This is a genomic window from Pseudomonas oplopanacis, assembly GCF_057128725.1.
Map to the genome: position 1 here is coordinate 695,429 of NZ_JBSKHV010000002.1, position 26,404 is coordinate 721,832.

Sequence of the window (26,404 nt, forward strand, 5' to 3'; positions counted from 1 at the left end):
TCAGTTAGAACGCGGCTTTGCCGATAGAGGAGCCGCCGTCGACAAACAGCGTTTGCCCGGTGATAAACCCGCTCTGCTCGGACAACAGAAACGCAATCGCCGCTGCGATCTCCTGCGGTTGCCCCAATCGCCCCATCGGCACACCTGCCAGATACCGCGCTTCACCTTCACTGCCCGGCGGATTGTTGGTGCGGAACAATTCGGTTTCCGTCGGCCCCGGTGCCACGGCGTTAACCGTCACGCCAGTTTTCGCCAGCTCCAGCGCCCACGAGCGTGTGAAGCTGATCAGCGCCGCTTTGGCGGCCGCATACGCCGTGCGTTGGGTAATCCCGAGCACGGTCAGACTGGAAATATTCACCACCCGACCCCAACCCTTGGCGCGCATGTTCGGCAGCAGTGCCTGGGTGGCCTGCAACGCCGAATGGAGGTTGACCCGCATCACATCGTCGAACGTATCCAGATCGATTTCACCCAACACTTGCGGGCGTACCAGACCGACGTTGTTCACCAGCCCATCAAACTCGTACGTCCTGGCCAGATCCGCCAGGACTTCCTGAGTCAGCGTCCGGTCGCTCAAATCCAGCGGAAACAGAATGCCGGGGAACGTCAGGTCAGGTGTCCGGGCAATCCCGACCACCCGGTGCCCAGCACGATCCAGATGCTCGGCCACCGCACGGCCAATGCCTTTGCTCGCGCCAGTGATGAGAAAAGTACGACGGGTCATTTCACACTCCTTGAAAAGAACCTGCCGCCGGGGTGGGCGGCAGTGAAAGGGTCAGCCGCGAATCGCATCCAGCATTGCTTCAGGCTCAGGACGCTGAGTGTAATCCGGGTTGACCTCGGCGTAACGAATCACGCCATCCTGACCAATCACATAACGTGCCGGCATCGGCAGCGTCCACGACGGATCATCATTGAAAGTCGGCAAATCATTGCGCAGATTCTTGTACAGCTCGATCAGGTAATCCGGCAACTCAAAGCGCAAACCAAAGGCGTGCGCCACCTCATTGTGAGTATCGCTGAGGATCGGGAATTCAAGGCCATTGGTGCGCACAGACTTGCGGTTGTTGGCAGCAATTTGCGGAGAAATCGCCAGCAGGCTGGCGCCAGCCTCCTGCAACGACGGCAGAAAATCCTGTAATGCTTGCAGCTCCATGTTGCAGTAAGGGCACCACACGCCACGGTAGAACGTCAGCACCAACGGACCTTTGGCCAGTAGATCGGCGGATGACACCGGATGGCCGTCGGGGTCCTTGAGCGTGAACAACGGCGCCTTGTCGCCCACCTTCAACGCCTTGCTTGCCGCGCCTGAGGCAAACAGTTCCGCGGTGGCACGCTCCATGATCGGGTGGATTTCAGCGGGCGCGTTGTAGGGCGGTTTACCCGCTTTGAAGTCAGCTTTGAACGCATCGAGTTTTGCTTGCAGGGGCATGATCGTAATCCTGGGTGAGGAGGCCGGTTGGCTTGGATCGATAGTGACCTTGGCACGGGGAGGGTGGAACGCAGGTGGGGGGCATAGGATTCATTCTTGGGGGGAATGAGAGCTTTCACATCCTGAAAAACAACGTGAACAGACCCTGTCTGGATTCTATGGTCCAGTGACGGTTCATTTACGTGATGTTTTGCTGGAGGAACGACTGTGCACTATCCAATCATTATCGAGTGGGGAGACGACAGAGCGGCAATTGGTATTCAAATACCTGACATCCCTGGCGCGGTGACCGCAGGGGATACGTTTGAGGAGGCGTACAACGCAGCCATTGAAGTCGCACAGATCCTGCTGCAAAAAAAGGAGGAGGAGGGGTTGGTTGTTCCGACGCCGACGTCAGTGAGCACGCATCGGGATAATCCGGAATTCGCGGGAAGAGGATGGGGGATGTTGAAAGTTTGAATAAGGCGATTGCCGTCATATCGCATCGCGAGCAAGCTCGCCTCCACAGGATTGGCGATTACCTGTGGGAGCGAGCTCGCGATGCTTTGAAAAGCTTAAGCCGTCGCCAACGAAGCCTTCTGCGAAGCACTCAAAAACCGCAGCAACGCCAGCAGCGGAAACGCACTGCCCACAATCACGATCCACAACCAGCCGCCGTGTTCATACACCGCACTGGCCACCGACGAACCGAACGCGCCGCCGATGAAGATGCTGGTCATGTACAGCGCGTTCAGGCGGCTGCGGCTTTTGGCGTCGAGGGCGTAGACCGCGCGTTGGCCAAGGACCATGTTCATCTGAACGCAGAAGTCGAGTACCACGCCGGTCACGGCCAGGCCGATGACGCTGTACACCGGATGGATGAACGCCGGCAGGAAGCTCAGGCTGGCGAATATCAGGGCCAGCAAGGACGCCATGCGGGTGTGGCCGGCATCGGCCAGGCGACCGGCGATGGGCGCGGCGATAGCGCCGATGGCACCGACCAGGGCGAAGATCGCGATCTGGGTTTGCGACAGGCCATGATTGCGCGCCAGTTCCAGCGGCACGGCGGTCCAGAACAGGCTGAACGTGGCGAACATGCACCCCTGGTAAAACGCGCGCTGACGCAACACCGGTTGTTGACGCAACAGCGTCCACAGCGAGCCGAGCAACTGCCCATAAGAAGCACTGTGATCCGGCTGGCGCTTGGGAATGGTCAGTGCGAGCACGATGCTGATCGCCGCCATCAACGCGGCCGCAATCATGAACATTGCGCGCCAGCCGAAGTGGTCAGCCACCACGCTGGACACCGGTCGTGCCAGCAGAATACCCAGCAGCAAACCGCCCATGATCCCGCCGACCACACGGCCGCGAGATTCTTCCGGTGCGAGGTGTGCGGCCAGTGGAATCAGGATCTGCACCGACACCGAGCTGAAGCCCACCAACAACGAGATCAGCAAAAACACATTGGGCTGATCGGTAAACGCAGCGCCCAGCAAACTGGCAATCGCCACCACGGTGGTGATGATCATCAATCGGCGGTTTTCCAGCAGATCGCCCAGCGGCACGAGGAAGAACAACCCAAGCGCATAGCCAATTTGCGTCAGCGAAACGATCAGGCTGGCCATGGTGTTGGTCAGGCCGATGTCCGGTGCGATCAGGCCAATGATCGGCTGGGCATAGTAAATATTGGCCACGATGGCGCCGCAGCAGAAGGCGAAGAGCAGCACCATGCCTTTGGTCATTGTCGCGGCACCGTGGGGCGCCTGGGTCGTTGGTTTCATAACGGGTCTCGCTGGACAAAAGGGAATGCGCGAAGGCTAAGCGGCAAGCTCAAACGCCGGAAGAGAGGTTGAAGTGATAGCAATCATTCCATTGCGGAATGAGTGACGCCGGCCATGTGCTGTTTGCCGATGCACCTTGCGTCCAAAAAATGTGAGGCCCGATGATACATTCACTTACATCCTGTTCGATAGCGTGCTTATGTTCTCTCTCACGTTTCATAACCGGAAGGCACTGCCATGAATGCGATGATTCGCCACCTGATTCGCGGCGCTTCAGCCCTGACACTGATGACCCTGTTTACCACTGGCCTGACCCAGGCGGCCGATGCACCGGGCTTGCGCATTGGTGTTCGCGGAGAGATCACCGGGGTCAGCCCCGACGCGTTGAAAGTCCACGTCAACAGCGGCGAAAACGTGGTCATCAACCTGACCAATGACACCAAGATCCGTGCCGTCACCCTGGCCAACATCGAAGACATCAAACCCGGCAGCTACATCGGCTCGGCGGCGATTCCGCAGGATGATGGCACGCTCAAGGCGCTGGAAGTCCACGTCTTCCCGCCGGAACTGGCCGGCAGTGGCGACGGGCATCGGCCGTTTGACCTGGTCAAGGGCAGCAGCATGACCAATGGCAGCGTCGGCGACCTGGTGGTCAGCAATGGCCGAGTGTTGACGGTTAACTACAAGGGCGGGCAGCAGAAGATTCTGGTGCCGATGGACGTGCCGATTGTAAACCTGATGCCGGGGGATCGCAGTTTGCTCAAGGTGGGGGTGAAGATCGTGACGTTTGTGACGCAGAGTGCGGACGGGACGCTGACGGCGCAATCGATCTCGGCGGGTAAAGATGGCGTGACACCGCCCATGTGAAGGCAAGTCACAACCCCACAGGGGGATTTTTGGTGAGCTTGGGGTTTGTGATCAGGCACAAAAAAGGCGACCTGTTCAGGTCGCCTTTTTCATTGCCGCTCAGGAATTACTGACCGGTGTAAATCTGATCAAAGATCCCGCCATCGTTGAAGTGAGTCTTCTGCACTGTGCGCCAGTCACCAAAGGTCTTCTCAACCGACAGGAAGTCCACTTTCGGGAACCGATCGGTGTACTTGGCCAATACCGCCGGGTCACGTGGGCGCAGGTAGTTCGCTGCTGCAATCTCCTGACCTTCCGGTGACCACAGGTACTTCAGATATTCCTCGGCCGCCGCGCGCGTGCCTTTCTTGTCGACAACTTTGTCGACCACCGTCACCGGCGGCTCGGCTTCGGCAGAAACGCTTGGGTAGATCACTTCAAACTGGTCACGACCAAACTCGCGGGCAATCATTTCCGCTTCGTTTTCGAAGGTCACCAGCACGTCGCCGATCTGGTTGGTCATGAAGGTAGTGGTGGCTGCGCGGCCGCCGGTGTCGAGCACTGGAGCCTGCTTGAACAGTTTGCCGACGAACTCCTTGGCCTTGTTCTCGTCACCGCCATTCTTCAGCACATAGCCCCAGGCCGACAGGTAGGTATAGCGACCATTACCCGAGGTTTTCGGGTTCGGCACGATCACCTGGACGCCATCCTTGAGCAGGTCCGGCCAGTCTTTCAGGGCTTTCGGGTTGCCTTTACGGACGATGAATACGGTGGCGGAAGTGAACGGCGCACTGTTGTTCGGCAAGCGCGTGACCCAGTTGTCCGGCACCAGTTTGCCGTTGTCCGCCAGGGCGTTGATATCGGTCGCCATGTTCATGGTGATGACATCAGCCGGCAGACCGTCGATCACCGAACGTGCCTGTTTGCTGGAGCCGCCGAAGGACATCTGCAGGGTGATGTTTTCGTTGTGCTCGGCTTGCCAGTGTTTCTGGAAGGCAGTGTTGTAGTCCTTGTAGAAATCGCGCATCACGTCATAGGAAACGTTAAGCAGGGTCGGGGCGGCCTGAGCCATGCTGGTCAATGCCAGGCCAGCGGCCAGAAGTGAGGCGCCAAAGAGTTTTTTCACTGCGCAGTCCTTGTTCTAATTTAAAAGTGAGGCAATTTGCCAGCGACTATAGCCGGGCTCGCATAGGCCTTTAAAGATTAAAAAGCTCTTTGCTTATTCCAGTTTCTTAAACAACGCATTACCGCATCGCGAGCAGAATGCCGCGCCGTGTTCGTGGCTGTTTTTCTTGCACACCGGGCAGTCGTGTTGCAACTGTTCGCCACGCATCGCGTTGGCCAGTTCGGCGGTGAAAATCCCGGTGGGTACGGCAATGATCGAGTAACCGGTGATCATCACCAGCGACGAAATCACCTGGCCCAGTGGCGTCTTCGGCACGATGTCGCCGAAGCCCACGGTGGTCAGCGTAACGATCGCCCAATAGATGCCTTTGGGAATGCTGGTGAAGCCGTGTTCCGGACCCTCGATCACGTACATCAAGGTGCCGAACACCGTCACCAGGGTGCAGACGCTGACCAGAAACACCACGATCTTCTGCTTGCTGCCGCGCAGCGCCGACATCAAATAGTTGGCTTGCTTCAGATAAGGACTGAGCTTGAGTACGCGGAAAATCCGCAGCATCCGAATGATCCGGATGATCAGCAGGTACTGCGCATCGGCGTAATACAGCGCGAGGATGCCGGGCACGATGGCCAGCAAATCCACCAGCCCATAGAAGCTGAACGCGTAGCGCAACGGTTTGGGTGAGCAATACAGCCGCAGGATGTATTCGACGGCGAAAACGAAAGTGAAGCCCCACTCGATATACGCCAGCAGATCGGCGTAGTTCTGGTGAATCGCGTCGATGCTGTCGAGCATCACGATGACGATGCTGGCAAGGATGATCAACAGCAGGATGCCGTCGAAGCGCCGCCCCGCCTTGGTGTCGCTCTGGAAAACCATGACGTAAAGTTCTTCACGCCAGTTTTTGCTGCTGTCCATGGATACCGCCTGAACCAATGATCAGCGCAGCCTAGGTTGATTCTCCCCAGGAGCGCAAGGCGCAGTGGTCCTCGTGGCTTTGCCGAGCACTTGAACGATCGTACGGATCAGCCAGCAACCGAGGATGAACGGCGCGGTCAGCGTGGGCAGGCCGATAGCGGCAAACACGGGTGTCAGCAGCAGCGCGAGTGCAATAGCGAGCGGTGGCAGCCACGGTTGTTGGCGTTGCGAGCTGAAGGCGAGGGCGGCGAGCACGGCGTTATAACCACCGAGGCCGAGCAGGGCGGTGTAGAAGTCGTGATTCAGCAGGCTCCAGCCCATGCCCGCGACAGACGCCAACATCGCCCAGCAGAAAGCGCGACGGTCAGCGATCAGTAATCCAGCGGCAATCAAAGCGCCGGCCAGCGGATGACCGAGGAACATCACCTGCCCGAGGCTTTTGAGGGGGGCGGTGAGCATGTTCAGGGTGTTGATTTCGATCAAGTGCGCCTGGGTCGATGGCGTGGCGAAGCACAGCAGTAACCAGCCCAATCCGACGAAGGGCGCGGTGTAGGCGGGCAGGTATTGGCTGACCCGGGAGCGTTTGAGCCACTGTTGAGTCAGCATCGCGCTCAGGCCACCGCAGGCAATGATCATCAGCGGCAGCATGGCCGACCATGGGAAATAAAGGCTCAGCAGCACGCCGAGCAAGACACCGTTGTAGCTGAACAATCCGGCCTGACGATCTTCCTTGGCGTAGTTGCGACGTTGCGCGGTAAGCAACCCGGCGACACCGCCCAGCAGCGCACCGCCGAGCAGGGTGGGCGCGGTAAACAGAATCGCCAACAGGCACAGCAGGCCGCACAGCGGATTTCGCTGGAGGAAGATCTGACTGAAACCGTTGAGCAGGGCAGTCGCCCAGTCGGGGCAGTGGGTGTTGAAGTGATTGGCAGGCATTTTAGTTCAGTGTGTCAGTGGGACCGAGTTGCCTGCTTCGCGAGCAGGCTCGCTCCCACACTGAATCTTTGTTCAGTCTTGGCTCTGTAAACGACACAAAACCAATGTGGGAGCGAGCCTGCTCGCGAAGTGGCCGGTATGTGCGCTCTAGATCAGGGTTTCGATGCGCAATGAGTTAGTCGACCCCGGCTGCCCAAACGGCACACCCGCAGTGATCAATAACGTGTCGCCGCGCTGAGCCATGCCCTGGGCCTGGGCAATTTCCAGCGCCGTCGAACACACTTCATCCACCTGCCGCAGCCGATCATTGACCACCGAGTGCACGCCCCACGCCACGGTCAGGCGGCGAGCGGTCTGCAGGTTCGGCGTCAGGTTGAGGATCGGCACCGTCGGCCGTTCCCGCGCCGCGCGCAAACTCGAGGTGCCGGACTCGCTGTAGTTCACCAGCACCGCCACCGGCAGCACATTGCTGATCCGACGAATCGCACAGCTGATCGCGTCAGACACCGTCGCCTCGGCTTTCGGCCTGCTCACGTCCAGTTGCGCCTGATAGTCCGGACCGTTTTCCACTTGGCGGATGATCTTGCTCATCATCTGCACGGCTTCCAGCGGGTATTCGCCGGAGGCGGTTTCCGCCGACAGCATCACCGCATCCGCACCTTCAGCCACGGCGTTGGCCACGTCGGTGACCTCGGCGCGGGTCGGGGCCGGGGAGAAGCGCATCGACTCGAGCATCTGCGTCGCCACCACCACCGGTTTGCCGAGCTCACGGCAGAGGGTGATGATGTTTTTCTGAATCTGCGGCACGCTTTCTGCCGGCACTTCCACGCCCAGATCGCCGCGAGCGACCATGATCGCGTCGCTCAATTCAGCGATTTCCCGCAGCTGAGTCACCGCCGATGGTTTCTCGATCTTGGCCATCAAGAACGCTTTGTCGCCGATCAACTCGCGAGCTTCGCGGATGTCTTCCGGACGCTGCACAAACGACAGCGCGACCCAGTCCACACCCAACTCCAGGCCGAAGCTCAAATCACGGCGATCCTTGGCGGTCAGCGGGCTCAGTTCCAGCACCGCTTGCGGCACGTTCACGCCTTTGCGGTCTGACAGTTCGCCGCCATTGAGCACGGTGGTGTCGATGGCGTCGGAGTACTTGGTCACCACACGAAGGCGCAGCTTGCCGTCGTCCAGCAGCAGGTCCATGCCCGGCTCGAGCGCGGCGATGATTTCCGGGTGAGGCAGGTTGACGCGGCGCTCGTCACCCGGCGTCGGGTCCAGATCCAGGCGCAAGGCCTGACCGCGATGCAGTTGCACCTTGCCTTCGGCGAACTTGCCGACCCGCAGTTTCGGGCCTTGCAGGTCCATCAGAATGCCCAGCGGGTAATTCAGCTGGCGCTCGACTTCACGAATCCACTGGTAGCGCTGAGCGTGGTCGGCGTGGTCACCGTGGCTGAAGTTCAGGCGGAAAATGTTGACCCCGGCCTGCACCAGTTCGCGGATGTCGTCGATCCCGTCGATGGCAGGGCCGAGGGTGGCGAGGATCTTAACCTTCTTGTCAGGCGTCATGTTTAGGGCTCTCGAGAATCAAAATGGCGCGGAAGTCGTTGACGTTGGTGCGGGTCGGCTCGGTGACGATCAGTGCGTCCAGCGCCTCGAAATAGCCGTAGCCATTGTTGTTGTCGAGTTCGTCGCTGGCGCTCAAACCGAGGGCGGCGGCACGGGCGTAGCTGTCCGGGGTCATGATCGCGCCGGCGTTGTCTTCAGAGCCGTCAATGCCATCGGTGTCACCGGCCAGGGCGTAGACGCCCGGCAGGCCTTTGAGGCTGTCGGTCAGGCTCAGCAGAAATTCGGCGTTGCGCCCGCCACGACCATTGCCGCGCACGGTCACGGTGGTTTCACCGCCCGAGAGAATCACGCAGGGCGTCGCCAATGGCTGACCGTGCAGCACGACCTGCCGGGCGATGCCGGCGTGGACCTTGGCCACTTCGCGGGATTCGCCTTCCAGATCGCCGAGGATCAGCGGGCTGAAACCGGCCTGCCGCGCTTTCACGGCGGCCGCTTCCAGCGACTGCTGTGGACGGGCGATCAACTGGAAATGACTGCGCGCGAGGCTCGGATCGCCGGGTTTGACCGTCTCCGATTCCGCGCTTTGCAGCCAGTTACGCACCGAGGCCGGAGCGTCGATGCCGTAGCGCTTGAGGATCGCCAGTGCTTCGGCGGAGGTGCTTGGGTCGGCCACGGTCGGGCCGGAGGCGATGACCGTGGCGAGGTCGCCCGGCACATCGGAAATCGCGTAGGTATACACAGTGGCCGGCCAACAGGCTTTGCCGAGACGGCCGCCCTTGATCGCCGAGAGGTGTTTGCGCACGCAGTTCATCTCGCCGATGGTCGCGCCGGATTTGAGCAGGGCTTTGTTGATCGATTGCTTGTCGGCGAGGGTGATACCGGCTGCGGGCAATGCGAGCAGGGCAGAGCCGCCGCCAGAAAGGAGGAAGATCACGCGGTCGTCTTCGGTCAGGTTGCTGACCAGTTCAAAGACCCGCTTGGCGACGGCCTGACCGGCAGCGTCCGGCACCGGATGCGCCGCTTCGACCACTTCGATTTTTTCGCACGGGGCGCCGTGGCCGTAACGCGTCACCACCAGCCCGCAGACTTCACCCTGCCAGCAACGCTCGACCACTTGCGCCATGGCGGCCGCGGCTTTGCCGGCGCCGATGACGATCACCCGACCGCTGCGATCTTTGGGCAAATGGGCTTCGAGGACTTGCTGCGGATGGGCGGCGTCGATGGCTGTGGCGAACAGCTCGCGCAGGAATTGTTGCGGATCGACCGACATGGCGGGCTCCCGGAATTCTTGTTATTGGAGGGGCGGCTCGGTTACCTGTGGGAGCGACCTGTGGCGAGGGGGCTTGCCCCCGTTGGGCTGCGAAGCAGCCCCAAAATCTGTGATGCGACAACGATCTTGTGAGTGCTTCGCACTCAAACGGGGCGATGCGGCGTTCCGACAAGCCCCCTCGCCACAGGCCCACTCCCACAGGGTTTTGTGCAGAGCTTACTTATCGCGAATCGAGAAATTCGCCATGTGTTCCAGGCCCTTGATCAGCGCCGAGTGGTCCCAGTTGCTGCCACCGATGGCCGCGCAGGTGCTGAACACTTGCTGGGTGTTGGCGGTGTTCGGCAGGTTGATGCCAAGTTCCTTGGCACCTTGCAGGGCCAGGTTCAGGTCTTTCTGGTGCAGGCTGATGCGGAAGCCTGGATCGAAAGTGCCTTTGATCATGCGCTCGCCGTGTACTTCGAGGATCTTCGACGAAGCGAAACCGCCCATCAGTGCTTCACGAACCTTGGCTGGATCGGCGCCGTTTTTCGAGGCGAACAGCAGGGCTTCGGCGACCGCCTGGATGTTCAGTGCAACGATGATCTGGTTCGCCACTTTCGCGGTTTGACCGTCGCCGTTACCACCGACCAGGGTGATGTTCTTGCCCATGGCCTGGAACAGCGGCAGGGCGCGTTCGAAGGCATCGGCGTCGCCGCCGACCATGATGCTCAGGCTCGCTGCCTTGGCGCCGACTTCACCGCCAGACACTGGCGCGTCGAGGTACTGGGCGCCTTTTTCATTGATTTTGGCCGCGAATGCTTTGGTGGCGGTCGGCGAGATCGAGCTCATGTCGATGACGATTTTGCCTTTACCGACACCGGCCGCGATACCGTCAGCGCGGAACAGCACGTCGTCTACCTGTGGGGTATCCGGCACCATGACGATGATGAATTCGGCTTCTTGCGCAACTTCTTTCGGGTTGGCCAGGGCGATGGCGCCGGCGGCAATCAGGTCAGCAGGCGCGGCGTCGTGGTGCGCCGACAGGAACAGGCTGTGACCGGCTTTCTGCAGGTTCAACGCCATTGGGTGGCCCATGATGCCGGTGCCGATAAATCCGATTTTAGCCATGAGAAAATCCTCTTGTTTTTGTGTTGCTCAATAATGTGCGCGATACACCTGTGGCGAGGGAGCTTGCTCCCGCTGGGGCGCGAAGCGGCCCCAAATCAGCCAGCGCGGTACATCAGGTAAATCCGGTCTGCAGGTTTTACGACTGCTTCGCAGCCGAGCGGGAGCAAGCTCCCTCGCCACAAGAACTGGTTCTATCTCAGATCGCGTTATGGGTTTTCAACCAGCCCAGGCCCGCTTCGGTGGTGGTCAGCGGCTTGTATTCGCAGCCAACCCAACCCTGATAACCAATCCGGTCCAGGTGTTCGAACAGGAAGCGGTAGTTGATTTCACCGGTGCCCGGTTCGTTGCGCCCTGGGTTGTCGGCCAACTGGATGTGGTTGATCTCGCCCAGGTGCGATTGCATCGTGCGGGCCAGGTCGCCCTCCATGATTTGCATGTGGTAGATGTCGTATTGCAGGAACAGGTTGGCGCTGCCCACTTGTTCGCGGATCGACAGGGCCTGCGCCGTGTTGTTCAGGTAGAAGCCCGGGATGTCGCGGGTGTTGATCGCTTCCATCACCAGCTTGATGCCCGCCGCTTGCAGCTTGTCGGCCGCGTACTTGAGGTTGGCGACGAAGGTTTTTTCCACGGTGTCATCGTCGACGCCTTGTGGACGGATACCGGCCAGGCAGTTGACCTGGGTGTTGCCCAGCACTTGTGCGTAGGCGATGGCCAGGGTCACACCAGCGCGGAATTCTTCGACGCGGTCCGGCAGGCACGCGATGCCGCGTTCGCCCTTGGCCCAGTCACCGGCCGGCAGGTTGAACAGCACTTGGGTCAGACCGTTGGCATCGAGCTTGGCCTTGATTTCGGCGGAGCTGAAGTCGTAAGGGAACAGGTACTCGACACCACTGAAACCGGCCTTGGCGGCCGCTTCAAAACGGGCAAGAAAATCCTGCTCAGTGAACAGCATGGACAGGTTGGCTGCGAAACGCGGCATGGTGGTCTCCCGTAAATATGTGCAGGCCCCCCAGTAGGAGCCAGCAAGCCGGCTCCTACTGGGGCGCAATCAATCGTTAATCAAGCAACGAAATCGCCGTTGGTGCGTCGTTGCCGACCAGCGCCAGGTCTTCGAATTCGTTGACGGCGTTGATCTCGGTGCCCATGGAAATGTTGGTCACGCGCTCCAGGATAATCTCGACGATCACCGGCACCTTGAACTCTTCGATCAGCTCCTGAGCCTTGCGCAGGGCAGGCTGGATCTGACCCGGTTCAAACACACGCAGTGCCTTGCAGCCGAGGCCTTCGGCGACCGCGACGTGATCGACACCGTAACCGTTGAGTTCCGGAGCGTTCAGGTTATCGAAGGACAGCTGCACGCAGTAGTCCATGTCGAAACCGCGCTGAGCCTGACGGATCAGCCCCAGGTACGAATTGTTTACCACAACGTGGATGTACGGCAGCTTGAACTGCGCGCCTACCGCCAACTCTTCGATCATGAACTGGAAATCATAGTCGCCCGACAGCGCCACGACCTTGCGGGTCGGATCAGCCTTGACCACACCCAGTGCCGCCGGAATGGTCCAGCCCAACGGGCCGGCCTGGCCGCAGTTGATCCAGTGACGCGGCTTGTAGACGTGCAGGAACTGCGCGCCGGCAATCTGCGACAGACCGATGGTGCTGACGTAGCAGGTGTCTTTGCCGAACACCTGGTTCATTTCTTCGTAAACGCGTTGCGGCTTGACCGGCACGTTGTCGAAGTGCGTCTTGCGCTGCAGGCTGGCTTTGCGCTGCTGGCAGTCTTGCAGCCAGGCGCTGCGGTTTTTCAGCTTGCCGGCGGCTTGCCATTCACGGGCGACTTCGATGAACACGGTCAGTGCGGCAGCGGCGTCGGAAACGATGCCCAGGTCCGGGTTGAACACGCGGCCGATCTGGGTCGGTTCGATGTCGACGTGAATGAACTTGCGGCCTTCGGTGTAGACGTCGATCGAGCCGGTGTGGCGGTTGGCCCAACGGTTACCCACGCCCAACACCACATCGGATTTGAGCATTGTCGCGTTGCCGTAGCGGTGCGAGGTCTGCAGGCCAACCATGCCGACCATCAACGGGTGATCGTCCGGAATGGTGCCCCAGCCCATCAGGGTCGGGATGACGGGGATGCCGGTCAGCTCGGCGAACTCGACCAGCAAGTCGCTGGCGTCGGCATTGATGATGCCGCCACCGGCCACCAGCAAAGGACGTTCAGCCTGATCGAGCATGGCCAGGGCCTTCTCGATTTGCACGCGGTTAGCGGTGGGCTTGGCCAGCGGCAGCGGTTGGTAAGCGTCGATGTCGAATTCGATTTCCGCCATCTGCACGTCGAACGGCAGGTCGATCAGCACTGGGCCTGGACGGCCGGAGCGCATTTCGTAGAAGGCTTTCTGGAACGCGTAAGGCACCTGGCCCGGTTCCATGACGGTGGTAGCCCACTTGGTCACTGGCTTGACGATGGCGGTGATGTCGACCGCCTGGAAGTCTTCCTTGTGCATACGGGCGCGGGGGGCCTGGCCGGTAATGCACAGGATCGGGATCGAGTCGGCCGAGGCGCTGTAGAGCCCGGTGACCATGTCCGTACCGGCAGGGCCGGAAGTACCGATGCACACGCCGATGTTGCCGGCCTTGGTGCGGGTATAACCCTCGGCCATGTGCGAGGCGCCTTCAACGTGGCGAGCGAGGACGTGATCGATGCCACCGACCTTCTGCAAGGCGGAGTACAGCGGGTTGATCGCGGCGCCCGGGATGCCAAAAGCGGTATCAACCCCTTCACGGCGCATCACCAGAACGGCGGCTTCGATTGCTCTCATTTTGCTCATTGTTTTGTGCCTCTTACGTTTTGTAATTGTATACAAGTGGCTTTGCGCAGAGTGTATTCACGGCGGACGGCGCAGGTCAATCCATTTTCTCAAGCGACCGTTTCATTCGTCGAAAGCCTTATCTAGTGTGGCTTTTCGTCGCATGTGGCGCTTTTCGAGAATTATTGTATACAAAAAAATAAGTCATTGTGTTCTATTTGTTGCATCGGACTGCGGCACAACGGCGCAGCCCAACGCCTTTCCGAAAAACAAAATGAGGACGGCACCATGAGCGCTTTAACCTTGAAAGTTGCAGTCAACCTGATCAACCAGGCCATTTCCGCAGGGCGTGCAATCTCCGCGGCTCCATTGACCGTTGCGGTACTGGATGCCGGCGGTCACCTGATCACCCTGCAACGCGAAGACGGCGCCAGCCTGCTACGCCCGCAGGTCGCCATCGGCAAAGCCTGGGGCGCAATCGCCCTGGGCAAAGGCTCACGCCTGCTGGCGCTGGACGCGCAACAGCGCCCGGCGTTTATCGCCGCCCTTAATAGCCTCGGGCAGGGCAGTGTGGTGCCGGCACCGGGTGGTGTGCTGATTCGGGATCAGGCCGGCAATGTGCTGGGAGCGGTGGGCATCAGCGGGGATCTGTCGGATGTGGATGAGCAGTGTGCGATCACTGCGATCGAGGCGCTGGGGTTGACCGCGGATGCTGGGGTAACGGCTTGATTGATGGGTGATTAACAGACCGCTTTCGCGAGCAGGCTCGCTCCCACAGTGGATTGGTGTACGACGCAGATCCACTGTGGGAGCGAGCCTGCTCGCGAAGCCAATCTATCCGACACATCCAGCTAAAAGTCTGCCACTCCCTCTGGCATTTAAAGGTCTAGCCTTCTGATGCCATCAGCTTGAGAGAGGCAAAGGAATGCCTGATCTATCCGCTTCACATCGCTTACGCCTTGGTCGTTTTGACGAGCCCAACCGAATTTATCTGCTGACCACCAACACACTTGGAAGAAAACCTGTCTTCAACGATGTCGCCTTGGGCAGATTGGTCGTAGCGCAGTTTCGCGCCGCTCAAGATCAAGGTTGTGCCAACTCATTGGCCTGGGTCGTCATGCCAGACCATTTTCATTGGTTGATCGAGTTGCAGCGCGGGTCGCTGAGTGGGCTGATGCAGCGGACTAAATCATTAAGTACTAAATCGGTAAACCTTTGCACTGGTCGTAAGGTCAGCCTTTGGCAGCAAGGCTTTCATGATCGAGCGCTGCGCCGTGAGGAGGATTTGGTGAAGTTAGCTCGGTACATCGTGGCCAACCCATTGCGGGCCGGGTTGGTAGAGCGGCTTGGCGACTATCCGCTGTGGGATGCGATCTGGGTTTGATCTGAAATCAGGTTGCCCCTTTCGCGAGCAGGCTCGCTCCCACAGGGGTTCGCGTTAAACGCAGATTTAGTGATCGCTGAAGATCCACTGTGGGAGCGAGCCTGCTCGCGAAGGGCGCACCACGGTCTACCGATCCGGCTCACACCCTTTAAGCACCAACCGGATAATCGTCTGCGCCGCCGCTTCATAATCGGCCTCATCCAGCTTGGCTTTGCCAGTAATCGCCGTGATCTGCCAGTCAAAGTCGGCATAGGTCTGGGTCGCGGCCCAGATGCTGAACATCAGGTGGTTGGGGTCGATGGCGGCGATCTGGCCGCGGTCGATCCAGGTCTGGATGCAGTCGATGTTGTGCTTGGCCTGGCTGTTGAGTTGTTCGACCAGGTCGGCGCTCAGGTGCGGAGCGCCGTGCATGATTTCACTGGCGAACACCTTGGAAGCGAACGGCAGGTCGCGGGAGATGCGGATTTTCGAGCGGATGTAGCCGCTCAGCACTTCGCTGGGTTCACCTTCAGGGTTGAACGGGGTCGAGGCCTGCAGAATCGGCTCGATGATACTTTCCAGGACCTCGCGGTAGAGGTTTTCCTTGGATTTGAAATAGTAGTAGACGTTGGGCTTGGGCAATCCCGCCTTGGCTGCGATGTCACTGGTTTTGGTCGCAGCGAAGCCCTTGTCGGCAAATTCTTCACTGGCGGCACGCAGGATCAGTTCTTTGTTGCGCTCGCGGATAGTGCTCATAAACCAGGGGGTTCCTTGCCTGTTCTGGCGGTTGCGCATGGTATCACCGGGCTCGCGCGACGCTCAAGAATGCCCCGTGTGGCACTCGGCCGCGCTATGCTGCGCAGCATTCATTCAAGAAGGAAACCTGATTCATGGCAGGAAGCAGTTTGCTGGTGCTGATCGATGACATCGCCGCTGTGCTCGACGATGTGGCATTGATGACCAAAATGGCCGCCAAGAAGACCGCCGGCGTGCTCGGCGACGATCTGGCGCTCAATGCCCAGCAGGTCAGCGGTGTGCGGGCCGAGCGGGAAATCCCGGTGGTCTGGGCCGTGGCCAAGGGCTCGTTTCGCAACAAACTGATCCTGGTGCCGTCGGCCCTGGCCATCAGCGCGTTCATTCCGTGGCTGGTGACGCCGTTGTTGATGATCGGCGGTGCTTACCTGTGTTTCGAAGGTTTCGAGAAACTCGCGCACAAATTCCTGCACAGCAAGGCTGAAGACCAGGCCGAACACGCGGAACTGGTCGAGGCTGTTGCCGATCCAGCGGTCGACCTGGTGGCTTTCGAACAGGACAAGATCAAGGGCGCGGTCCGCACCGACTTCATCCTGTCGGCAGAAATCATCGCCATCACCCTCGGCACCGTGGCAGATGCCTCGCTGACCCAGCAAGTGATCGTGCTCTCGGGCATTGCCATCGTCATGACCATCGGTGTGTATGGCCTGGTGGCGGGCATCGTCAAACTCGACGACCTCGGCTTGTGGCTGACCCAAAAGCCTGGGCAGATGGCGAAAAGCATCGGTGGCGGCATTTTGCGAGCCGCGCCTTACATGATGAAAAGCCTGTCGGTGATCGGTACGGCAGCGATGTTCCTGGTCGGTGGCGGGATTCTCACTCACGGCGTGCCGGTGGTTCATCACTGGATCGAAAGCGTCAGCGCCGGCGCGGGCGGTGCCGGGTTTATCGTGCCGACATTGCTGAACGCGGTGGCGGGGATTGTCGCGGGTGCGGTGGTGTTGGCGGGTGTGATGGTTGCCAGCAAGATCTGGAAAGCGCTGAAAGGCTAAAGCCAAACGCTGTCCAAATGTGGGAGCGGGCTTGCTCGCGAAGGCGGTGAAACAGTCGACATCAATGTTGAATGTAATGGCCTCTTCGCGAGCAAGCCCGCTCCCACATTTGAACTTCGACACTCATGAAAAAGGCCATTCGACTCGCATCGAATGGCCTTTTTTTGTTGCCGCCGGATTTACTCGGCGATCTGCAACTTGCGTGCTTCGGTGTACACGAACCGCACTTTCTCGTACTCGAATGGCGAGTTCAGCTGGCCATAACGGAAGTTGGTCTGGTTGCGTTTGTCGATGCCGCGCAGGATCCAGACTTCCGGATGGTTGGAGCTGACTTCAGCGACGTTCAGGTAGTTGATTGCCGACTCGACGGTGAAATCGACCGCCAGGCCGCCGGTGTCGCGGATGTTCGACGGGCCGAGGATCGGCAGGACGAAGTAGGCGCCGCCGGGTACGCCGTAGAAGCCCAGGGTTTGACCGAAGTCTTCGCTCTGGCGCGGCAGGCCCATGGCGGTGGCGGGGTCCCACAGGCCGGCGATGCCGATGGTGGTGTTGAGCAGCAGGCGCGCAGAGGTTTCCATCGAACGCTTGCCCTTGAGCTGCAGCAGGCTGTTCACCAGGTTCGGCACGTCGCCGAGGTTGTTGAAGAAGTTGCTCACGCCGGTGCGCAGGAAGCTTGGCGTGACGTAGCGATAGCCGTCGACTACGGGCAGGAACACCCACTGGTCGAAGCGGTAGTTGAAGTGATAGACCCGGCGGTTCCACTCTTCCAGCGGGTCATAGACGGCCAGCGCGTTGAGCGTCGAGCGTTCGAACTCGCGCTGGTCCAGCCCCGGGTTGAACTTGAGTTTGCTCAGCGGCTCCTTGAAGCCGTCATTGTCGATTACGACAGGGGCGTTGGCCTTGCTGTTGTCGGCATTGGCGACGCCTGCACAGAGTAACGCAGCGATAAGCAGGAGATATTTAGCCACGGAAGAACTCCAGCATGGCGTCGCTGTTGACGCGGTAGTTAAGGTTGCCGCAATGGCCGCCGAGTGGATAAACGGTCAAGCGATCGCCGAAGGTCTTGCGCAGGAAACCGAGGTCGCCAGGGCCCAGGATCACGTCGTCGGCGTTGTGCATCACAGCGATTTTCGGGCTGTCGTGCAGGTAGTCCTTGAGTGCATAAAGACTGACCTGGTCGATCAGTTGCAGCAGGCTGCCACCGTCGGTGCGGGCGCGCCACATCGGGATGACCTGTTCGGTGATGTAGCAGTCGAAGTCGCACTGCAGCGCACGCTTGAGGAACGGCGTAAGGCTGGTGCCTTCGGTGATCGGGAATTTCGGTGGGGTTATCAGGCCGCGACGGTTGATCAGGTCCGAGGTGAAGGCAATGTCGGCCGCCGAGAAGCGGAACGAGGTGCCGATCAGCATGGCCATCTGTTCGTTGGTCAGGTGTTGCTTGGACTGCTGGAAGTCATAAAGCAGGGCATCGTTGAGGTCGATGTAGCCTTTCTGCTGGAAGTAGCGGGTCAGTTTGTTCAACACCAGCTCATAGAACGTGGTGCTGCTGGTGATGCCCTTGACCTCGGTCTGGACCAGCTTGTCCAGGTTGGTGATCGAGGTGTACAGGTTGACCGGCGGGTTGAGCAGCAGGACTTTCTTGAAGTTGAAGCTGCGGCGGGTCTCGTCCAGGTGCGCGACGAAGGCTGCGTCCAGTGCGCCAAGGCTGTAGCCGGTCAGGTAGTAGTCGGTGACCGGCACTTTCGGGTTTTGTGCCCGCACGGCCTGCATCACCCGGTACATGTCTTCGGCGTCTTCCTTGGTGATGCCCGGTGTGGCGAAGCGTGACGCGGCGCTGATGAAGTCGAAGCTGGTCGGCGACGACAGTTGCACCACGTGGTAGCCGGCCTGGTAGTAGAGCTTTTTCAGGTACTCGTTGAGGCTGCTGTCATAGCGCGCGCCGGTACCGGCAATCAGGAAAATCAGCGGGGCGGCTTTGTCTTGGGTGGCGATGCGGTAGGTGAGCTTCTTCACGGGCCAGAAGTTGTCTGGCAATTCGAATGCACGTTCCGGGCGCAGCGTGATGCTGCGGTCGTCCTGATTGATGTCCTCGTCCAGCGGCAACTTCGGACGCAGGTCCGGAGGAGTCGTGGCGATGGTCGCCTCGAACGGGTTGGTCAAGGGGTAGCCATAACTGGCGGCGTCGATATCGACCGCCAGTGCGGACGCACTCAATATAAGGCCGCCAAAGAGGGCGGCGAAGCGCAAGGAACGGAGCATGACTAGATCCCTTAGAAGAAGGTGCCGAATGAAGTTCGCAGGCTATGACCATCGGTGTTGCGCCAAAGTGCCACGCATCGGCACCAAAGAGGCTTATTTCCGGGTAATAGTAGCTGGACGATACACTTTGCAGCGATTTCCTGACCAGTTTTCTGTTACCCGCGTTTGCATCCCGCTGGCAGGGGATTAAGCTGGCCGCCGTTTTCGCCTATTGGAGTGTTTCATGTCCCGCCGTCTGCCCGTGATTTTACTGCTCGTTTTGCTGCCTTTATGGTTGGCCGCCAGTTACGGCGCGCGTTATGGCTTCATGGAGGATGCGCAGTGGGTCGGCCTCTGCGTGGACGAGGCGAGCCGTTGGGAATGTGGGGTGCGCTCGAACCTGGGCCTGATGATTCACTTTGCCGTGTTGGGTTGGGCGGCGATCGCAGCAGCGGTGATCGGCTTTGTCCTGCCGGGCCGGGCAGGGTGGTGGCTGGCGGTGCTGGCGCTGGTGTTCGGGTTTCCGGCGTTGGCGTTGTACAACACGACTTTGGCGGTGTTTGCGGTGGTGATTGCGGGGCTTCGGTTGGTCCGGGCGTCTCGTAGCGCCTGATAAATCGCCTTCGCGAGCAGGCTCGCTCCCACAGTAGATCTTCAGTGAACACAAAGTCTGTGTAATACAAAGATTCAAAGTGGGAGCGAGCCTGCTCGCGAAGAGGCCGGCAGGTTCGCTAAAGATCAGCCCTTGCGAACCCGCAAACTGCGCCACAACGCAGCAACCATCAGCACACTCACCAGCGCCCAGCCCCAGGCCTGCTGGTTCTGCAAACCTTCACGGAACAGCTGCGGCGCAATGCCTGCACCAATGATGAAGGTCAGCAACGCAATCTCCCGACGCGGCACGCTCACCGGACGGCACAGGTAAACCAGTGCCGGCAGGATGAATGCCATGCTCGGGAAGCTGCGATAACGCGGATCGAACACCAGTTCCAGCATCATCACCGCCGCGGCAAACCCCGCCGTCGCGAGCAACCAGCCCGCCCGACGTTCCAGCACATTGAATGCCCGTTCACGCCAACCGGTGCGAGCGCTCAACGTCAGCGCGGCGTGGGCCAGCACCAACAGGTTCAACGCCGTCAGCAGCGCCACCCACAACCATTCGCTGGCAAACCGCGTGGTGACGCGAGCCAGATCACCCCAAGCACCAATCGAGCACGCCGCCAATGCGCCGAGCAGTGGCAGCACCAGCGCCGCGCGAGTGCTGCGAACGCGGCCGCCGAGCATCAGCGTCGCAAGAAAGATCACGCCGCCCACGGCCAGCCATTGCGACCAGTAAGGTACGTTCGACACCGGTCCTGCCAGCACGCCTTTGTCCTGACGATCCGCGTCAAACAGCCCCCAGTACCCGCCGACAGCACCTTCGCTGGCACGCTTCCACGGTTGGTCGAACGCTTCGATCAGGTTGTAGTGCCAGCCTTGTTGCTCGGCCATGATCACAAAAGAACGAATAAACTTGGCTTCATTGACCCGGCTCGGCAGGGCGGTTTCACGTTGACGGCCTTCGCTCGGCCAGCCGGTTTCGCCAATCATTACGTCCTTGGGCGCGAATTTGTTGCCGAACACCTGACGCACTTCCGCCACATGTTGCAGGGCCGCGTCGATGTTCGAGGGATCATCTTCCCAGTACGGCAACAAATGGATGGTCAGGAAATCCACTGCCGGGGCGATTTCCGGGTGCTTGAGCCAGAACTCCCAGACGTCGGCGTAAGTGACAGGCTGTTTGACCTGGCTTTTGACCTTGTTAATAAGCTTGGCCAGTTGCGCGCCCGTGACCTCTTTACGCAGCAGGGTCTCGTTACCGACGATGACCGAGGTCACCACGTCGGCGTTGGCATTCGCCGAGGCGATCAGCAGGTCGACCTCTTTCTCGGTATCGACCGGGTTGCTGTTGACCCAGGCACCGATCATCAACTTCAGGCCATGCTTGCGCGCCAGATCCGGCAGTGCCTCAAGGCCGGTCATGGAGTAGGTACGGATGCATTCGAAACTTTTGGCCAGCAACGCGAGGTCGGCGTCCATGCGCTCCGGGCGCAATTTGAACGGTTGATCGAACGGCGATTGGTCCTTGTCGAACGGGGTGTAGGAGGCGCATTGCAGCTTGTGCGTCGCGCTGGCCACGTCCGGCAGGATCACCGGTTTGCCGAGGCCGTACCAGAAGCCGCCGAAGGCAAACAGCCCGAGAAGACAGGCGAATAGATAAGCAAAAAAAGGAAAGCGTGATGTCGCGGGCATGGTCAGGCCGTCTGGGAGCAAAGCCGCGCATGTTACCTGCATTTGCCCCGGGTCAGGAGGCCTGCATAATTTTGATATGCAAAGTTCGGGCGGACTGGTGGGGGCGTTTGCGCCGCTCGAGATTAATGGCGTTCTGATGTCGTTTCTCGATGCCTTGAGGTCGCTGACAGAGCAGGTCGCGGTTGTCGTCAGGTTGATTATCGACGCATCAGTGCACCCATAGATAAATCACGCTGATGGTCGAACGAGTTTGCGGTGGGCGTGATGGGGGCGCTGTGCACCATAACAATACGTTGACGCGACTCGGCATCCGTCGAGCGCAGCACTTTCGGGGAAGTAACGATGAAGATGCGACGACTTTTAGGTGCAGGTGCCGCTCTGGTGCTTGCGATTGGCTCCACAATGGCCAGCGCCGAGAGCAAGACCCTGAGCATCGGTTACGTTGACGGTTGGTCCGACAGCGTCGCGACCACGCACGTAGCGGCCGAAGTGATCAAACAGAAACTCGGTTATGACGTGAAGCTGCAAGCCGTCGCCACCGGGATCATGTGGCAAGGCGTGGCCACCGGCAAACTCGACGCCATGCTGTCGGCCTGGCTGCCAGTGACGCACGGTGATTACTGGGCCAAGAACAAGGACCAGGTCGTCGATTACGGTCCGAACTTCAAAGATGCAAAAATCGGTTTGATCGTGCCGGAGTACGTCAAGGCCAAAACCGTCGGCGATCTGAAAACCGATGACAGCTTCAAAAACCGCATCGTCGGCATCGACGCCGGTTCAGGCGTGATGCTCAAGACCGAACAGGCAATCAAGGACTACGATCTGACCGGGTATCAACTCAAGGCCAGTTCCGGCGCCGGCATGATTGCCGAGCTGACCCGTGCCGAGAAGAAAAACGAATCCATTGCCGTGACCGGTTGGGTACCGCACTGGATGTTCGCGAAGTGGAAACTGCGTTTCCTGGACGATCCAAAAGGCGTTTATGGCGCTGCTGAAACTGTAAACAGCATCGGCAGTAAAGAACTCGCCACCAAGGCACCGGAAGTGGCCAAGTTCCTGAAGAACTTCCAGTGGGCGTCGAAAGACGAAATCGGCGAAGTCATGTTGGCGATCCAGGACGGCGCCAAGCCGGAAGCTGCAGCGAAAGATTGGGTGGCCAAACATCCGGAGCGTGTGGCCGAGTGGACCAAATAATTTAAGCTGACGCGTCTGGTCAGCACCTCTGAAGGCCGCTTGGCATAACCGCCAAGCGGCCTTTTGCGTTTCCTGATGGAAGTGACTGCTGGAAAATGGCGATTCTGTCATGTCGTTCTAATACTAAGGTCGTCTGGAACCTGTTCCGCAGCCGCATAGAGTGGATAACGTTCCAACTTTAATCTGTGCTGCGAGGATAAAAACAATGAACGACAGCATTTACCTCTCGATTCAAAACAGCCCGCGCTTCAAGGAGCTGGTTAGCAAGCGAGAAAAGTTCGCCTGGATTCTTTCGGCGATCATGCTTGGGCTTTACTCCGGATTCATCCTTTTGATTGCTTACGGGCCGCATGTACTGGGGGCGAAAATCGGCCCTGAGTCTTCGATTACCTGGGGGATACCGATTGGTGTCGGGCTGATTCTCTCGGCCTTTATCCTGACTGCAATCTACGTACGACGCGCCAATGGCGAATTCGACGACCTGAACAATGCGATTCTCAAGGAGGCTCAGCAATGATCCGGCGTCTGATGGCTCTATTGAGCATTGCGGCTTTTGCGCCGGGTGCGTGGGCGGCTGAAGCCCTGACGGGTGAAGTGCATAAACAACCGCTCAACGTTTCCGCGATCCTGATGTTCGTGGCGTTTGTCGGTTTGACCCTGTGCATCACTTACTGGGCTTCCAAACGCAACAACTCGGCCGCTGACTACTATGCGGCGGGCGGCAAGATCACCGGTTTCCAGAACGGTCTGGCGATTGCCGGTGACTATATGTCCGCGGCGTCCTTCCTGGGTATTTCCGCTCTGGTGTTCACCTCTGGCTACGATGGCCTGATCTACTCGATCGGCTTCCTGGTGGGCTGGCCGATCATTCTGTTCCTGATCGCCGAGCGCCTGCGTAACCTGGGCAAATACACTTTTGCCGACGTGGCGTCCTACCGCCTCGGGCAAACCCAGATCCGCACGCTGTCCGCTTGTGGTTCGCTGGTGGTGGTGGCGTTCTACCTGATCGCGCAAATGGTCGGTGCCGGCAAGCTGATCCAGCTGCTGTTCGGTCTCGACTACTACGTTGCGGTGATCCTGGTCGGTATCCTGATGTGCATGTATGTGTTGTTCGGCGGCATGCTGGCGACCACTTGGGTGCAGATCATCAAGGCTGTGCTGTTGCTGTCCGGTGCCTCGTTCATGGCGCTGATGGTGATGAAGCACGTTAACTTCGACTTCAACATGCTGTTCTCCGAGGCGATCAAGGTTCACCCTAAAGGTGAAGCGATCATGAGCCCCGGCGGTCTGGTGAAAGACCCGATCTCGGCGTTCTCCTTAGGCCTGGCACTGATGTTCGGTACCGCTGGCCTGCCGCACATTCTGATGCGCTTCTTCACCGTGAGTGACGCAAAAGAAGCGCGCAAGAGCGTGCTGTATGCAACCGGCTTCATTGGTTACTTCTACATCCTGACCTTCATCATCGGCTTCGGCGCGATTCTGCTGGTCAGCACCAACCCAGACTTCAAAGATGCGGCTGGCGCGCTGTTGGGCGGTAACAACATGGCGGCGGTGCACCTGGCCAACGCGGTGGGTGGCAGTATTTTCCTGGGCTTCATCTCGGCGGTCGCATTTGCAACCATCCTGGCGGTAGTGGCTGGGCTGACGCTGGCGGGTGCTACGGCGGTGTCTCACGACCTGTACGCCAGCGTGGTCAAGAAGGGCAAGGCCAACGACAAGGATGAAATCCGCGTCTCGAAGATCACCACCATCGCCCTGGGCGTGTTGGCGATCGGCCTGGGCATTCTGTTCGAAAGCCAGAACATCGCATTCATGGTGGGCCTGGCGTTCTCCATCGCGGCGAGCTGTAACTTCCCGGTGCTGCTGCTTTCCATGTACTGGAAGAAGCTGACCACGCGCGGTGCGATGATTGGCGGCTGGTTGGGGCTGATCAGTGCTGTTGGCTTGATGATCCTTGGGCCAACCATCTGGGTGCAGATCCTGCATCACGAGAAGGCGATCTTCCCGTATGAATACCCGGCGTTGTTCTCGATGGCGATTGCCTTTGTCGGTATCTGGTTCTTCTCGATCACTGACAAGTCGACTGCGGCAGATAACGAGCGCGCACTGTTCTTCCCTCAGTTTGTGCGTTCGCAGACAGGGTTGGGGTCGAGTGGGGCGGTTTCCCACTAAGGCTTCAGGTTTGGTTGTGTAAGTTGCGTTAAACAGAAATGCCCCGGTCGAGAGATCGGGGCATTTTTGTTTGTCTGCTGGTTAGGTATGTGTTGCCGGGGCTGACGCCTTCGCGAGCAGGCTCGCTCCTACAGGGGTTATGTGTGCGACGCCTGGCCCCTGTAGGAGTGAGCCTGCTCGCGATGACGATAGTGCAGGCACAAACAAAAACGGCCTCTATATAAATAGAGGCCGTTTCCGGTGCAGCTAAGACGTTATCGCAAGACAGGTCTTATTTGCGGTCTTCCAGCTTGGTGATGTCACGCGACTCGTAGCCGGTGTACAGCTGGCGCGGGCGGCCAATCTTGTACGGGCTGGAGAGCATTTCTTTCCAGTGGGAGATCCAGCCGACAGTCCGCGCCAGGGCGAAGATCACGGTGAACATGCTGGTTGGAATGCCGATCGCCTTGAGGATGATCCCCGAGTAGAAGTCGACGTTCGGGTACAGCGAGCGCTCGATGAAGTACGGGTCGGTCAGGGCGATCTCTTCCAGGCGCATGGCCAGTTCGAGTTGCGGATCGTTGTTGATGCCCAGTTCTTTCAGTACTTCGTCGCAGGTCTGCTTCATGACGGTAGCGCGTGGGTCGCGGTTTTTGTAAACCCTGTGACCGAAGCCCATTAGTTTGAACGGATCGTTCTTGTCCTTGGCCTTGGCGATGTACTTGTCGATGTTCGAGACATCGCCAATTTCATCGAGCATGGTCAGAACGGCTTCGTTCGCACCGCCGTGGGCAGGGCCCCACAGTGCAGCGATACCGGCGGCGATACAGGCGAACGGGTTGGCACCCGAAGAGCCGGCCAGACGAACGGTAGACGTCGATGCGTTCTGCTCGTGGTCGGCATGGAGGATGAAGATCCGGTCCATGGCCTTGGCGAGCACCGGGCTGATCGGTTTGATCTCGCACGGGGTGTTGAACATCATGTGCAGGAAGTTTTCCGCGTACGTCAGGTCGTTGCGCGGGTACATCATGGGTTGGCCCATGGAGTACTTGTAAACCATCGCTGCCAGGGTCGGCATCTTGGCAACCAGGCGGATCGCGGAGATTTCGCGATGCTGCGGGTTATTGATGTCGAGGGAGTCGTGGTAGAAGGCCGAGAGGGCGCCGACTACACCGCACATGACGGCCATCGGGTGGGCGTCGCGACGGAAGCCGTTGAAGAAGGTCTTCAGCTGCTCGTGAACCATGGTGTGGTTCTTCACGGTGCTGACGAACTGGGCCTTCTGTTCTGCGGTCGGCAATTCGCCGTTGAGCAGCAGATAGCAGGTTTCCAGGTAGTCCGACTTTTCAGCCAGCTGTTCGATCGGGTAGCCGCGGTGCAACAGAATGCCGTTGTCGCCGTCGATATAGGTGATCTTCGACTCGCAGGAAGCTGTCGACATGAAACCAGGGTCAAAGGTGAAACGGCCCGTGGCCGTCAGGCCCCGAACATCGATAACATCGGGACCAACGGTGCCGGTTAAAATGGGCAGCTCGACGGGGGCTGCGCCCTCGATGATCAACTGCGCTTTTTTGTCAGCCATGTGGCCTCCTA

24 protein-coding genes and 1 pseudogene are annotated in these 26,404 nt (G+C 59.3%); 9 read left to right on the top strand and 16 right to left on the bottom strand.

Features of this window, described 5'->3' with window-relative positions:
- Positions 1-4: 4 nt before the first annotated feature.
- Positions 5-724, bottom strand: a complete 720-nt coding sequence (locus ACWKV5_RS07595; RefSeq protein WP_483840793.1) for an SDR family oxidoreductase — start codon at positions 722-724, stop codon at positions 5-7.
- 51 nt (positions 725-775) lie between these two features.
- Entirely contained in the window at positions 776-1,432 is a 657-nt protein-coding gene (locus tag ACWKV5_RS07600) for a peroxiredoxin-like family protein (RefSeq protein ID WP_483840794.1), read from the bottom strand.
- 207 nt (positions 1,433-1,639) lie between these two features.
- Between ACWKV5_RS07600 and ACWKV5_RS07605 the strand changes: the two are divergent.
- Positions 1,640-1,888 (top strand): annotated as a pseudogene (locus ACWKV5_RS07605) (type II toxin-antitoxin system HicB family antitoxin); the annotation flags it as partial.
- A 98-nt stretch (positions 1,889-1,986) separates the two neighbouring features.
- On the opposite strand, the gene ACWKV5_RS07610 reads toward ACWKV5_RS07605, so the two are convergent.
- Entirely contained in the window at positions 1,987-3,192 is a 1,206-nt protein-coding gene (locus ACWKV5_RS07610; protein ID WP_483840795.1) for an MFS transporter, read from the bottom strand.
- A 237-nt stretch (positions 3,193-3,429) separates the two neighbouring features.
- Between ACWKV5_RS07610 and ACWKV5_RS07615 the strand changes: the two genes are divergently transcribed.
- The gene (locus tag ACWKV5_RS07615) at positions 3,430-4,059 is read left to right on the top strand and encodes a hypothetical protein (protein WP_483840796.1); all 630 of its coding nucleotides are present in this window, start codon (positions 3,430-3,432) and stop codon (positions 4,057-4,059) included.
- A 106-nt stretch (positions 4,060-4,165) separates the two neighbouring features.
- Here ACWKV5_RS07615 and ACWKV5_RS07620 read toward each other — a convergent pair whose 3' ends face one another.
- The 8 genes from ACWKV5_RS07620 to gcl form a co-directional block, all read right to left on the bottom strand.
- Entirely contained in the window at positions 4,166-5,164 is a 999-nt protein-coding gene (locus tag ACWKV5_RS07620; protein WP_483840797.1) for a sulfate ABC transporter substrate-binding protein, read from the bottom strand.
- Positions 5,165-5,257: 93 nt separating this feature from the next.
- Entirely contained in the window at positions 5,258-6,082 is an 825-nt protein-coding gene (locus ACWKV5_RS07625; protein ID WP_483840798.1) for an ion transporter, read from the bottom strand.
- A 21-nt stretch (positions 6,083-6,103) separates the two neighbouring features.
- Entirely contained in the window at positions 6,104-7,018 is a 915-nt protein-coding gene (locus tag ACWKV5_RS07630) for an urea transporter (protein ID WP_483840799.1), read from the bottom strand.
- 147 nt (positions 7,019-7,165) lie between these two features.
- Entirely contained in the window at positions 7,166-8,581 is a 1,416-nt protein-coding gene (gene pyk / locus ACWKV5_RS07635; protein ID WP_123434072.1) for a pyruvate kinase, read from the bottom strand.
- Complete coding sequence (locus ACWKV5_RS07640) at positions 8,571-9,851, bottom strand: glycerate kinase type-2 family protein (RefSeq protein ID WP_483840800.1); 1,281 nt, start codon at positions 9,849-9,851, stop codon at positions 8,571-8,573. Before ACWKV5_RS07640 ends, pyk begins: the two co-directional genes overlap by 11 nt.
- A gap of 216 nt (positions 9,852-10,067) precedes the next feature.
- The gene (locus ACWKV5_RS07645) at positions 10,068-10,958 is read right to left on the bottom strand and encodes a 2-hydroxy-3-oxopropionate reductase (RefSeq protein ID WP_483840801.1); all 891 of its coding nucleotides are present in this window, start codon (positions 10,956-10,958) and stop codon (positions 10,068-10,070) included.
- Positions 10,959-11,154: 196 nt separating this feature from the next.
- Positions 11,155-11,937, bottom strand: a complete 783-nt coding sequence (gene hyi, locus ACWKV5_RS07650) for a hydroxypyruvate isomerase (RefSeq protein ID WP_483840802.1) — start codon at positions 11,935-11,937, stop codon at positions 11,155-11,157.
- A gap of 76 nt (positions 11,938-12,013) precedes the next feature.
- The gene (gcl, locus tag ACWKV5_RS07655; protein WP_123434077.1) at positions 12,014-13,789 is read right to left on the bottom strand and encodes a glyoxylate carboligase; all 1,776 of its coding nucleotides are present in this window, start codon (positions 13,787-13,789) and stop codon (positions 12,014-12,016) included.
- A 267-nt stretch (positions 13,790-14,056) separates the two neighbouring features.
- Between gcl and ACWKV5_RS07660 the strand changes: the two genes are divergently transcribed.
- Positions 14,057-14,497, top strand: a complete 441-nt coding sequence (locus tag ACWKV5_RS07660; RefSeq protein WP_483840803.1) for a GlcG/HbpS family heme-binding protein — start codon at positions 14,057-14,059, stop codon at positions 14,495-14,497.
- 196 nt (positions 14,498-14,693) lie between these two features.
- Positions 14,694-15,152, top strand: coding sequence for an REP-associated tyrosine transposase (locus ACWKV5_RS07665; RefSeq protein WP_483840804.1), 459 nt, complete (start codon positions 14,694-14,696; stop codon positions 15,150-15,152).
- Between the two features lie 126 nt (positions 15,153-15,278).
- On the opposite strand, the gene ACWKV5_RS07670 is transcribed toward ACWKV5_RS07665, so the two are convergent.
- Positions 15,279-15,887, bottom strand: a complete 609-nt coding sequence (locus ACWKV5_RS07670) for a TetR/AcrR family transcriptional regulator (RefSeq protein ID WP_123434080.1) — start codon at positions 15,885-15,887, stop codon at positions 15,279-15,281.
- Between the two features lie 134 nt (positions 15,888-16,021).
- Between ACWKV5_RS07670 and ACWKV5_RS07675 the strand changes: the two genes are divergently transcribed.
- Entirely contained in the window at positions 16,022-16,936 is a 915-nt protein-coding gene (locus ACWKV5_RS07675; RefSeq protein ID WP_483840805.1) for a DUF808 domain-containing protein, read from the top strand.
- Between the two features lie 179 nt (positions 16,937-17,115).
- Here the strand turns inward: ACWKV5_RS07675 and ACWKV5_RS07680 are convergent, their stop codons facing one another.
- A complete protein-coding gene (locus ACWKV5_RS07680) occupies positions 17,116-17,904 on the bottom strand; it encodes an MlaA family lipoprotein (protein WP_123434082.1) in 789 nt (262 codons plus the stop codon).
- Positions 17,897-19,195, bottom strand: a complete 1,299-nt coding sequence (locus tag ACWKV5_RS07685) for a serine/threonine protein kinase (RefSeq protein ID WP_483840806.1) — start codon at positions 19,193-19,195, stop codon at positions 17,897-17,899. Before ACWKV5_RS07685 ends, ACWKV5_RS07680 begins: the two co-directional genes overlap by 8 nt.
- Before the next feature lie 223 nt (positions 19,196-19,418).
- Here ACWKV5_RS07685 and ACWKV5_RS07690 point away from each other — a divergent pair, with 223 nt between their 5' ends.
- Positions 19,419-19,787: a hypothetical protein gene (locus ACWKV5_RS07690; RefSeq protein WP_483840807.1), complete on the top strand. Its 369-nt coding sequence runs from the start codon at positions 19,419-19,421 to the stop codon at positions 19,785-19,787.
- Between the two features lie 125 nt (positions 19,788-19,912).
- Here ACWKV5_RS07690 and ACWKV5_RS07695 read toward each other — a convergent pair whose 3' ends face one another.
- Entirely contained in the window at positions 19,913-21,508 is a 1,596-nt protein-coding gene (locus tag ACWKV5_RS07695) for a glycoside hydrolase family 17 protein (protein ID WP_483840808.1), read from the bottom strand.
- Between the two features lie 300 nt (positions 21,509-21,808).
- On the opposite strand from ACWKV5_RS07695, the gene ACWKV5_RS07700 reads away from it, so the two are divergent.
- From ACWKV5_RS07700 to ACWKV5_RS07710, 3 genes are all read left to right on the top strand, one after another.
- Complete coding sequence (locus ACWKV5_RS07700) at positions 21,809-22,660, top strand: glycine betaine ABC transporter substrate-binding protein (RefSeq protein WP_483840809.1); 852 nt, start codon at positions 21,809-21,811, stop codon at positions 22,658-22,660.
- Positions 22,661-22,865: 205 nt separating this feature from the next.
- Positions 22,866-23,177 (top strand): DUF485 domain-containing protein, encoded by a 312-nt coding sequence (locus ACWKV5_RS07705; protein WP_027922411.1) that lies wholly within the window; start codon positions 22,866-22,868, stop codon positions 23,175-23,177.
- Complete coding sequence (locus tag ACWKV5_RS07710; RefSeq protein ID WP_483840810.1) at positions 23,174-24,832, top strand: cation acetate symporter; 1,659 nt, start codon at positions 23,174-23,176, stop codon at positions 24,830-24,832. The genes ACWKV5_RS07705 and ACWKV5_RS07710 overlap by 4 nt, the downstream gene beginning before the upstream one ends.
- A gap of 271 nt (positions 24,833-25,103) precedes the next feature.
- Here ACWKV5_RS07710 and gltA read toward each other — a convergent pair whose 3' ends face one another.
- A complete protein-coding gene (gene gltA / locus ACWKV5_RS07715; protein ID WP_017337241.1) occupies positions 25,104-26,393 on the bottom strand; it encodes a citrate synthase in 1,290 nt (429 codons plus the stop codon).
- Positions 26,394-26,404: the final 11 nt, after the last annotated feature.

Coding starts and splice junctions, on each gene's coding strand:
- ACWKV5_RS07595 (WP_483840793.1), bottom strand. CDS start 724: ATGACCCGTCGTACTTTTCTCATCACTGGCGCGAGCAAAGGCATTGGC.
- ACWKV5_RS07600 (WP_483840794.1), bottom strand. CDS start 1,432: ATGCCCCTGCAAGCAAAACTCGATGCGTTCAAAGCTGACTTCAAAGCG.
- ACWKV5_RS07610 (WP_483840795.1), bottom strand. CDS start 3,192: ATGAAACCAACGACCCAGGCGCCCCACGGTGCCGCGACAATGACCAAA.
- ACWKV5_RS07615 (WP_483840796.1), top strand. CDS start 3,430: ATGAATGCGATGATTCGCCACCTGATTCGCGGCGCTTCAGCCCTGACA.
- ACWKV5_RS07625 (WP_483840798.1), bottom strand. CDS start 6,082: ATGGACAGCAGCAAAAACTGGCGTGAAGAACTTTACGTCATGGTTTTC.
- ACWKV5_RS07630 (WP_483840799.1), bottom strand. CDS start 7,018: ATGCCTGCCAATCACTTCAACACCCACTGCCCCGACTGGGCGACTGCC.
- pyk (WP_123434072.1), bottom strand. CDS start 8,581: ATGACGCCTGACAAGAAGGTTAAGATCCTCGCCACCCTCGGCCCTGCC.
- ACWKV5_RS07640 (WP_483840800.1), bottom strand. CDS start 9,851: ATGTCGGTCGATCCGCAACAATTCCTGCGCGAGCTGTTCGCCACAGCC.
- ACWKV5_RS07645 (WP_483840801.1), bottom strand. CDS start 10,958: ATGGCTAAAATCGGATTTATCGGCACCGGCATCATGGGCCACCCAATG.
- hyi (WP_483840802.1), bottom strand. CDS start 11,937: ATGCCGCGTTTCGCAGCCAACCTGTCCATGCTGTTCACTGAGCAGGAT.
- gcl (WP_123434077.1), bottom strand. CDS start 13,789: ATGAGCAAAATGAGAGCAATCGAAGCCGCCGTTCTGGTGATGCGCCGT.
- ACWKV5_RS07660 (WP_483840803.1), top strand. CDS start 14,057: ATGAGCGCTTTAACCTTGAAAGTTGCAGTCAACCTGATCAACCAGGCC.
- ACWKV5_RS07665 (WP_483840804.1), top strand. CDS start 14,694: ATGCCTGATCTATCCGCTTCACATCGCTTACGCCTTGGTCGTTTTGAC.
- ACWKV5_RS07670 (WP_123434080.1), bottom strand. CDS start 15,887: ATGAGCACTATCCGCGAGCGCAACAAAGAACTGATCCTGCGTGCCGCC.
- ACWKV5_RS07675 (WP_483840805.1), top strand. CDS start 16,022: ATGGCAGGAAGCAGTTTGCTGGTGCTGATCGATGACATCGCCGCTGTG.
- ACWKV5_RS07685 (WP_483840806.1), bottom strand. CDS start 19,195: ATGCTCCGTTCCTTGCGCTTCGCCGCCCTCTTTGGCGGCCTTATATTG.
- ACWKV5_RS07690 (WP_483840807.1), top strand. CDS start 19,419: ATGTCCCGCCGTCTGCCCGTGATTTTACTGCTCGTTTTGCTGCCTTTA.
- ACWKV5_RS07695 (WP_483840808.1), bottom strand. CDS start 21,508: ATGCAGGTAACATGCGCGGCTTTGCTCCCAGACGGCCTGACCATGCCC.
- ACWKV5_RS07700 (WP_483840809.1), top strand. CDS start 21,809: ATGAAGATGCGACGACTTTTAGGTGCAGGTGCCGCTCTGGTGCTTGCG.
- ACWKV5_RS07705 (WP_027922411.1), top strand. CDS start 22,866: ATGAACGACAGCATTTACCTCTCGATTCAAAACAGCCCGCGCTTCAAG.
- ACWKV5_RS07710 (WP_483840810.1), top strand. CDS start 23,174: ATGATCCGGCGTCTGATGGCTCTATTGAGCATTGCGGCTTTTGCGCCG.
- gltA (WP_017337241.1), bottom strand. CDS start 26,393: ATGGCTGACAAAAAAGCGCAGTTGATCATCGAGGGCGCAGCCCCCGTC.